The sequence below is a fragment of the Streptomyces sp. PA03-1a genome (assembly GCF_033792805.1).
GTDB lineage: Bacteria > Actinomycetota > Actinomycetes > Streptomycetales > Streptomycetaceae > Actinacidiphila.
This window is the reverse complement of the sequence record NZ_JARAVO010000338.1, coordinates 1-7,783: the sequence shown is the minus strand read 5'-3', so window position 1 is coordinate 7,783 and position 7,783 is coordinate 1. Positions and strand designations below refer to the sequence as shown.

7 protein-coding genes and 1 pseudogene are annotated in these 7,783 nt (G+C 73.8%); 6 read left to right on the top strand and 2 right to left on the bottom strand.

Annotated elements, in window-relative coordinates; genetic code table 11:
* Nucleotides 1–443 precede the first annotated feature (443 nt).
* Entirely contained in the window at nucleotides 444–896 is a 453-nt protein-coding gene (locus tag PV341_RS42010; RefSeq protein WP_500330619.1) for a GNAT family N-acetyltransferase, read from the top strand.
* 27 nt (nucleotides 897–923) lie between these two features.
* Here the strand turns inward: PV341_RS42010 and PV341_RS42005 are convergent, their stop codons facing one another.
* Nucleotides 924–1,619, bottom strand: coding sequence for a gamma-glutamyl-gamma-aminobutyrate hydrolase family protein (locus PV341_RS42005; protein WP_500330617.1), 696 nt, complete (start codon nucleotides 1,617–1,619; stop codon nucleotides 924–926).
* Nucleotides 1,620–1,724: 105 nt separating this feature from the next.
* Here PV341_RS42005 and PV341_RS42000 point away from each other — a divergent pair, with 105 nt between their 5' ends.
* From PV341_RS42000 to PV341_RS41980, 5 genes and pseudogenes are all read left to right on the top strand, one after another.
* Nucleotides 1,725–3,101: a glutamine synthetase family protein gene (locus tag PV341_RS42000; RefSeq protein WP_500330615.1), complete on the top strand. Its 1,377-nt coding sequence runs from the start codon at nucleotides 1,725–1,727 to the stop codon at nucleotides 3,099–3,101.
* An 8-nt stretch (nucleotides 3,102–3,109) separates the two neighbouring features.
* Nucleotides 3,110–4,495: an aldehyde dehydrogenase family protein gene (locus PV341_RS41995; RefSeq protein ID WP_500360615.1), complete on the top strand. Its 1,386-nt coding sequence runs from the start codon at nucleotides 3,110–3,112 to the stop codon at nucleotides 4,493–4,495.
* A gap of 8 nt (nucleotides 4,496–4,503) precedes the next feature.
* Entirely contained in the window at nucleotides 4,504–5,292 is a 789-nt protein-coding gene (locus tag PV341_RS41990) for a 3-oxoacyl-ACP reductase (RefSeq protein WP_500330611.1), read from the top strand.
* 53 nt (nucleotides 5,293–5,345) lie between these two features.
* Nucleotides 5,346–5,420: pseudogene (locus PV341_RS41985) on the top strand (hypothetical protein); the annotation flags it as partial.
* Nucleotides 5,421–5,598: 178 nt separating this feature from the next.
* Nucleotides 5,599–6,297: a hypothetical protein gene (locus PV341_RS41980; RefSeq protein WP_500360613.1), complete on the top strand. Its 699-nt coding sequence runs from the start codon at nucleotides 5,599–5,601 to the stop codon at nucleotides 6,295–6,297.
* Between the two features lie 66 nt (nucleotides 6,298–6,363).
* Here the strand turns inward: PV341_RS41980 and PV341_RS41975 are convergent, their stop codons facing one another.
* Nucleotides 6,364–7,566, bottom strand: a complete 1,203-nt coding sequence (locus tag PV341_RS41975) for an amino acid deaminase/aldolase (RefSeq protein WP_500330609.1) — start codon at nucleotides 7,564–7,566, stop codon at nucleotides 6,364–6,366.
* Nucleotides 7,567–7,783 lie beyond the last annotated feature (217 nt).

The following is a 7,783-nucleotide window of genomic DNA, read 5'->3' as shown; positions in this document are numbered from 1 at the left end:
TATTGTGTGGCGTAGGAGATTGTAATAAGAGACAGGCGCTCGCGGTATACGCCCACATCGTTCGACGCCGGGTCCGCCGCTCGTCTCCCCCAGCCTTCGGCCGGGGGGATCCCCATGGGGGCACCCCCGGCCGAAGGCTGGGGGAGACGAGCGGCGGACCCGGCGTCGAACGATGTGGGCGTATACCGCGAGCGCAGTGGGGGTCCCCCCGGCCGAAGGCTGGGGGAGTGCGCCGGCGCGGCCCCGACTCAGGCACATGGTGCGAGGCCCGCACTGACCGCGCCGGGCAATCGGGCGGGCGGCGGGGAAACCGCCCGCCGCAGGCGCAACGCACCCGCACACAACCACCGGGCAGCCCGGCGCAGCCGCCCGCAGGCGCAAACAACCCGCACACAACAACCGGCCCCAAGGGACACCCCCCGCAGAAGATCTACGCTGCACGCATGAGCGACCCCCACTTCCGCCCCGTCACCCGCCACGACATCCCCGCCGTCGTGGCGATGTTCGCCGACGACGGCCTCGGCCGCGGCCGCGAGACCCCGGACGACCTGGAGCCCTACTACGCGGCGTACGAACGCGTCGTCGCCGACCCCGGCCAGCACGTGGTCGTCGCCGAGCGGGACGGCACGCTCGTCGGGGTGCTGCAGCTGTCGGTGATACCGGGGCTGTCACGGCGCGGCACGACGCGCTCCGTCATCGAGGCGGTCCGCGTGCACCGCGACGCCCGCGGCGGCGGCCTGGGGACGCTGATGATCGAGTGGGCGGTCGAGGAGTCCCGCCGCCTGGGGTGCACGCTGGTGCAGCTGACCTCGGACCGGGCCCGCGCCGACGCGCACCGCTTCTACGAGCGCCTCGGCTTCACCGCCTCGCACGTCGGCTTCAAGCGGCAGCTCTGACCCCTTCGAGCGGCAGCTCCGACCGCTTCAGGCAGTAGCTCCGACCGCCGCGGCGACCAGCGCCCGCATCACCCGCTCGTCCTCGTCCATCTCGGGGTGCCACTGCACCCCCAGCACGAAGCGGTCGCCCGGCAGCTCCACGGCCTCCGGCGTGCCGTCCTCGGCGTGGGCGCCGACCACCAGGCCCCGGCCCAGGGTGTCCACCGCCTGGTGGTGGTACGTGGGCACCGTCATGGCCTCCGGCACCGCCTCCGCGTAGCGCGTGCCGGGGACGGGCTTGACGGTGTGGCCGCCGAACGCGCCCACCCGGGGGCCGCGGTGACCGTCGATGTGCTGCACGAGCGTGCCGCCGAGGGCGACGTTGAGCAGTTGCATGCCCCGGCAGATGCCCAGCAGGGGCACCCCGGCGGCGAGGGCGGCGTGGAGGAGGGCGAGCTCCCAGGCGTCCCGCTCCCGCGCGGGCGGGTCGGTGCGCGGGTCGGGCTCGGCGCCGTACCGCGCGGGCTCGACGTCCGGGCCGCCCGCGATCACCAGCCCGTCCAGCCGGGCCACGGCGTCCGCGGCGTGGGCGGGGTCGTCCGGCGGGAGCAGCGCGGCGAGGCCGCCGGAACGCCGTACGAGCAGCGGGTACCCGGCGGGGAGCAGGGCGGCGGGCAGGTCCCAGCCGCCCCAGCGGGCCGAGTCGACCCAGTAGGTGCTGACACCGATCAGCGGACGGGCCACGGGAGCCTCCCTGCGACGCGCGGATTTCTCCTTGCACCGTACCCAACTGGGCCCCGGGCCCGTACTTTTGGATCACCTGTCGGCCGGTAGGAGAGGTGATCACCCGTGGTGCACCGAACAGCCCCGCTCAGCACCGACGACCTGCGACGACGTGTCGACTCCGGAGAGATCGACACGGTGGTCGTCGCCTTCACCGACATGCAGGGCCGGCTGCAGGGCAAGCGCTTCGCCGCGCGGCACTTCCTCGACGACGTCCTGGAGCACGGCACCGAGGGGTGCAACTACCTGCTCGCCGTCGACGCCGACATGAACACCGTGGACGGCTACGCCCTGTCCTCCTGGGAACGGGGCTACGGCGACTTCGCCATGCACCCCGACCTCGGCACCCTGCGGATCACCCCCTGGGACGCCGCCACCGCGCTCGTCGTCGCCGACCTGCGGCTGCTGGATCACGGCTCCACGCCGGTGGCCCCCTCGCCCCGCCAGATCCTGCGCCGCCAGACCGAGCGGCTCGCCGAGCGCGGCTGGTCGGCGTACGCGGGCACGGAACTGGAGTTCATCGTCTTCAAGGACACCTACGAGCAGGCCTGGACGAACGGCTACCGCGACCTGACCCCCGCCAACCAGTACAACGTCGACTACTCCCTGCTCGGCACCGGCCGCGTGGAGCCGCTGCTGCGGCGCATCCGCAACGAGATGGGCGCCGCCGGGATGCGCGTGGAGTCCGCCAAGGGCGAGTGCAACCTCGGCCAGCACGAGATCGCCTTCCGCTACGACGAGGCCCTGGTCACCTGCGACCAGCACAGCGTCTACAAGACCGGCGCCAAGTCGATCGCCGCGCAGGAGGGGTACTCCCTCACCTTCATGGCGAAGTACAACGAACGCGAGGGCAACTCCTGCCACATCCACCTCTCGCTGCGCGACGAGGACGGGCGGCCGGTCTTCGCGGGCGACGAGCCGGGCGGCATGTCGGAGACGATGCGCCACTTCCTGGCCGGGCAGCTCGCCGCGCTCCGCGACTTCTCCCTGCTGTACGCGCCCAACATCAACTCCTACAAGCGGTTCCGGCCCGGCTCCTTCGCCCCCACCGCCGTCGCCTGGGGCCCCGACAACCGCACCTGCGCCCTGCGCGTGGTCGGGCACTCCCCGTCCGCGCTGCGCCTGGAGAACCGCGTGCCGGGCGGTGACGTCAACCCCTACCTCGCCGTCGCCGGGATGATCGCCGCCGGCCTGCACGGCGTGGAGCAGAAGCTCACCCTCCCCGAGCCCGTCACGGGCAACGCCTACGCCAGCGACGGCGTGGCGCACGTGCCGGCCACGCTGCGCGAGGCCGCCGAACTGTGGGAGTCCAGCCCGATCGCCCGGGCGGCCTTCGGCGACGAGGTCGTCGAGCACTACCTGAACATGGCCCGCGTCGAGCAGGACGCGTACGACACCGCCGTGACCGACTGGGAGCGCTACCGCTCCTTCGAACGCATGTGAGGCAGCGAGTGCCCGAAGCACCCGAACCGCTCGAAGCGCTGGACGTGCTCAACCCGGCCACCGAGGAGGTGATCGCCACTGTCCCCGCGGCCCGCCGGGAGGACGTCGACGCCGCCGTCACCCGCGCGGCCCGCGCCCAGACCGCCTGGGCGGCCCTGGCCCCGGCCGACCGCGCGCGGCTGCTGCGGCGTTTCGCGGCCGTGGTCGACGCGCACGTGGAGGAACTGGCCGCCCTGGAGGTGCGAGAGGCGGGCCACACGGTGGGCAACGCCCGCTGGGAGGCCGGCAACGTCCGCGACCTGCTCGACTACGCGGCGGGCGGCGTCGAGCGGCTCAGCGGCCGGCAGATCCCGGTGCCCGGCGGCATCGACGTCACCTTCCTGGAGCCGCTCGGCGTCGTCGGCGTCATCGCGCCCTGGAACTTCCCCATGCCCATCGCCGCCTGGGGGACCGCCCCGGCGCTCGCGGCGGGCAACGCGGTGATCCTCAAGCCCGCCGAGACCACCCCGCTGACCGCGCTGCGCCTGGCGGACCTGGCACTGGAGGCGGGACTGCCCGAGCACCTCTTCCAGGTGCTGCCCGGCCGGGGCCCGGTCGCGGGGGCGGCCCTCGTCGAGCACCCGGGCGTCGCGAAGATCGTCTTCACCGGGTCGACCCGCGTCGGCAAGCAGATCATGGCCACGTGTGCCGGCACCCTCAAGCGGGTCACCCTGGAGCTCGGCGGCAAGTCGCCGAACATCGTCTTCGCCGACGCGGACCTCGAGAAGGCCGCGGCGACCGCCCCGATGGCCTTCCTCGACAACGCCGGGCAGGACTGCTGCGCCCGCACCCGGATCCTGGTCCAGCGCCAGGTGCACGACCGCTTCATGGAACTGCTGGAGCCCGCCGTCCTGGCCGTGGGGGTCGGCGACCCGGCTGATCCGGCGACCGGCATGGGCCCGCTCATCTCCGCCGTGCAGCGCGACCGCGTCCGCTCGTACGTGTCCCCCGACGCGCCCGTCGCGATCCGCGGCACGGCCCCGGAGGGCAAGGGCTTCTGGTACCCGCCGACCGTGCTGACCCCCGCCCACCCGGCCGGGCGCGTCGCGGTGGAGGAGGTCTTCGGCCCGGTGGCCGTCGTGCTGCCCTTCGAGGACGAGACCGACGCGCTGCGTCTGGCCAACGCCACCCCGTACGGACTGTCGGGCTCGATCTGGACCCGGGACGTCGGCCGCGCCCTGCGGCTGGCCCGGGGCACCGCCGCCGGCAACCTGTCGGTGAACTCCCACAGCTCGGTGCGCTACTGGACACCGTTCGGCGGGTTCAAGCAGTCGGGGCTCGGCCGCGAGCTCGGCCCGGACGCGCTGGCCGCCTTCACCGAGACCAAGAACGTCTTCATCAGCACGGAGGAGTGATCCCGGCAATGACGGAAGCAGAAGCAGTGGTGTGCCGCCGCCTGGTGGGCCGGACGGCGGTGGTCACCGGCGCCGGCAGCGGCATCGGGCTCGCCTCGGCGCGCCGGCTGGCCTCCGAGGGCGCGCACGTGGTGTGCGCCGACATCGACGAGGCCGCGGGCAAGGCGGCCGCCGAGGAGGTCGGCGGGCTGTTCGTCCAGGTCGACGTCACCGACGCCGGGCAGGTGGAGGCGCTGTTCAAGGCGGCGTACGACACCTACGGCTCGGTCGACGTCGCCTTCAACAACGCCGGCATCTCGCCCCCCGACGACGACTCGATCCTGACCACCGGCATCGACGCGTGGCGCCGCGTCCAGGAGGTCAACCTCACGTCGGTGTACCTGTGCTGCAAGGCGGCGCTGCCGTACATGCAGCGCCAGGGCAAGGGCTCGATCATCAACACCGCGAGCTTCGTCGCCGTCATGGGTGCGGCGACCTCGCAGATCTCGTACACCGCCTCCAAGGGCGGCGTGCTGGCGATGTCCCGCGAGCTGGGCGTGCAGTTCGCCCGGGAGGGCATCCGTGTCAACGCGCTGTGCCCGGGACCGGTCAACACCCCACTGCTGCGGGAGCTGTTCGCCAAGGACCCGGAGCGCGCCGCGCGCCGCCTGGTGCACATCCCGGTGGGCCGCTTCGCGGAGGCGGAGGAGATCGCCGCCGCCGTGGCCTTCCTCGCCAGCGACGACGCGTCCTTCATCACCGGAGCGGAGTTCCTGGTGGACGGGGGCATCGCGGGGGCGTACGTGACCCCTCTGTGACCGGGTGACTGACGGGAATCTTAAGGGCCGGGCCTTAGGGTGACGCCGTGACCATGACGACCCCGCCCGGCTGGTACCCAGAGCCCGGGCAGACAGGCAACGGGCCCGCTCTGGAGCGCTGGTGGGACGGGACCGCGTGGACCGAGTACACCCGCACGGCCCCGCCCCCCGCCCAGGCGTTCGGCGCCGGGGCGCCGGGCCATCCGCAGTACCCCGGCTACCCCGGCGCGTTCCCCCGCCCCCCGCAAGCGGCGCGGCGGTCTGATAGCGATCGCCGTCGTTGCCGCGGTCGTGGTGGCCGGCGCGGTGATCGGAGGCGTCGTCGCCCTCGGCAGGAGCGGCGGCGACGGTGCGGACTCCGCCCGGCCCGCCCCCTCGTTCACGGCCCCCGGGCAGGGCCCGGAGGGCGACGACGGCGGTCCGGGCGGTGGGGGTCCGGACGGCGGCGGCCCGCAGGACGTGCCCAAGAGCGAGCCCGGCTTCGCCCTGGACGCCGTCGACGGCGTCAGCCTGCCCGTTCCCGACGGCTGGACCGGCTCCACCAGCCGGTACGGGCTCGCGGAGCTCACCGTGGGCGAGTACGCCTGCCCCGGCGACGCCTCGAACACCTGCCTGCGCGGCGGCGTCTTCTCCATGCCCGCCGCGTCGGTGAAGCTGAAGTCCACCACCGCCGAGGCCGCGGCCAAGGAGGACATCGCCGGCAACGCCGAGGGGGCCTACGGCGGCAAGGTCTACGGCGACATCACCTCGCACACGCAGCTGCTGTCGAAGAAGGTCACGGTCGCCGGCGAGCAGGGCTACCTGGTGCGCTGGAAGGTCGTCACCGAGAGGGGCGACGACGGCTACGTCCAGTCGCTGGTGTTCCCCTCGCCGTCGGACCCCGACAGGCTCGTCCTGGTCCGCTACGGCTTCGACGTCAACCCCAAGGCGCCCGGCCTCGCCGTGATGGACGAGATCACCAAGGGCATCAAGGCTTCGGGCTCCGGCGGCGGCACCGGCGTCTGACCGCCGCCCCCGGGCGCGGGCGCCCCGGTCCGGTCCGTCCGGCCGGGGCGTCCGGGCGTCCGGGTGTCACAGGAACGTCTTGCCCTCGCCGCGGTAGGTCGGCACCGCCCGCACCACCCGGTCGCCCTCGACCAGGTGCAGCGTGTCGAAGCGCTCGCACAGCTCGCCCGCCTTGGCGTGCCGGAACCACACCTTGTCGCCGATGAGCAGGTCGTCGGCGGCCGTCCCGATCAGCGGCGTCTGCACCTCGCCCGGCCCCTCCTGGGGGTCGTAGCGCAGCCCCTGCGGCAGGTGGGGCACCGGCAGCCGGTCCCGGCCCGCCGCGCCCGATGCCGGGTAGCCGCCGCCGAGGACGGTGACGACGCCCACACCCGGGCGGCGCACCACGGGCTGCGCGAACAGCGCCGCCGGACGTCCCCGGAAGGAGGTGTAGTTGTCGAACAGCCGCGGCACGTACAGGCCCGACCCGGCGGCGATCTCCGTCACCGCGTCCTCGGCGGCCGTGCTCTGCACGCTGCCCGTCCCGCCGCCGTTGACGAACTCCAGCCCGGGCGCCACCTCCCGCACCGCCCGGACGACCTCCGCGCGCCGCGCCGCCAGCTCCCGGCGTGCCGTCGCCTGCATCAGCCGCACCGCGCGCGAGCGCAGCGGCCGGCCGCTGACCGAGTCGCCGACGCCGGCCACATGGCCCTCGTACGCCATGATCCCCACCAGCCTGAACCCGGGCCGCCGGGACACCTCGCGGGCCAGCGCGGCCATCTGCTCGGGCTGGTGGAGCGGGGAGCGCAGCGCCCCGATGCGGAGCCGGCCCCCCAGCATCTTCAGCGAGGTGTCCAGCTCCAGGCAGACCCGGACGATCTCGGAGCCGCCCGCGCGCGAGGAGTCGATGAGGTCGAGCTGCGCCGCGTCGTCGACCATGACGGTCACCGCGGCCGCCAGCTTCGGGTCCGCGGCCAGCTCCGCGTAGCCGGAACGATCCGCCGACGGGTACGCCAGCAGGACGTCGTCGAAGCCCGACCGCGCCAGCCACAGCGACTCGGCGAGGGTGAACGACATGATCCCCTCGAAGCCGTCCCGCTCCAGCACCCGCTCCAGGAGCGCGCGGCAGCGGACCGACTTGGACGCCACCCGGATCGGCTTGCCGCCCGCCCTGCGGACCAGGTCGTCCGCGTTGGCGTCGAACGCCTCCAGGTCCACGATCGCCACCGGCGCGTCGAGGTGGGCGGTGGCCCGGTCGTACCGGGCGCGAGCTGCTCCGCGATCAGACATGCGCGAAGCTTGCCAGAATGCCCCTACCGAGCGGTAGGGGCAAGTGATCCGTACTGACGCCTCGTGACGTCGCCGCGCCCAGTAGAGTGACGCCGCAGTCCATCGTGTGAACGGGCCGACCGCCGTGCGGCCGTGAGGGGGCACCGGGTGAGCGCCGGTTTCGACAGCGGGGGAGCGACCCCCCGGCCGAGCTGGTCCCCTCCGCGCCCCATACCGC

Excerpts from the sequence above, each read along its gene's own strand:
- PV341_RS42010 (WP_500330619.1), top strand. The coding sequence starts at position 444 with ATGAGCGACCCCCACTTCCGCCCCGTCACCCGCCACGACATCCCCGCC.
- PV341_RS41990 (WP_500330611.1), top strand. The coding sequence starts at position 4,504 with ATGACGGAAGCAGAAGCAGTGGTGTGCCGCCGCCTGGTGGGCCGGACG.
- PV341_RS41975 (WP_500330609.1), bottom strand. The coding sequence starts at position 7,566 with ATGTCTGATCGCGGAGCAGCTCGCGCCCGGTACGACCGGGCCACCGCC.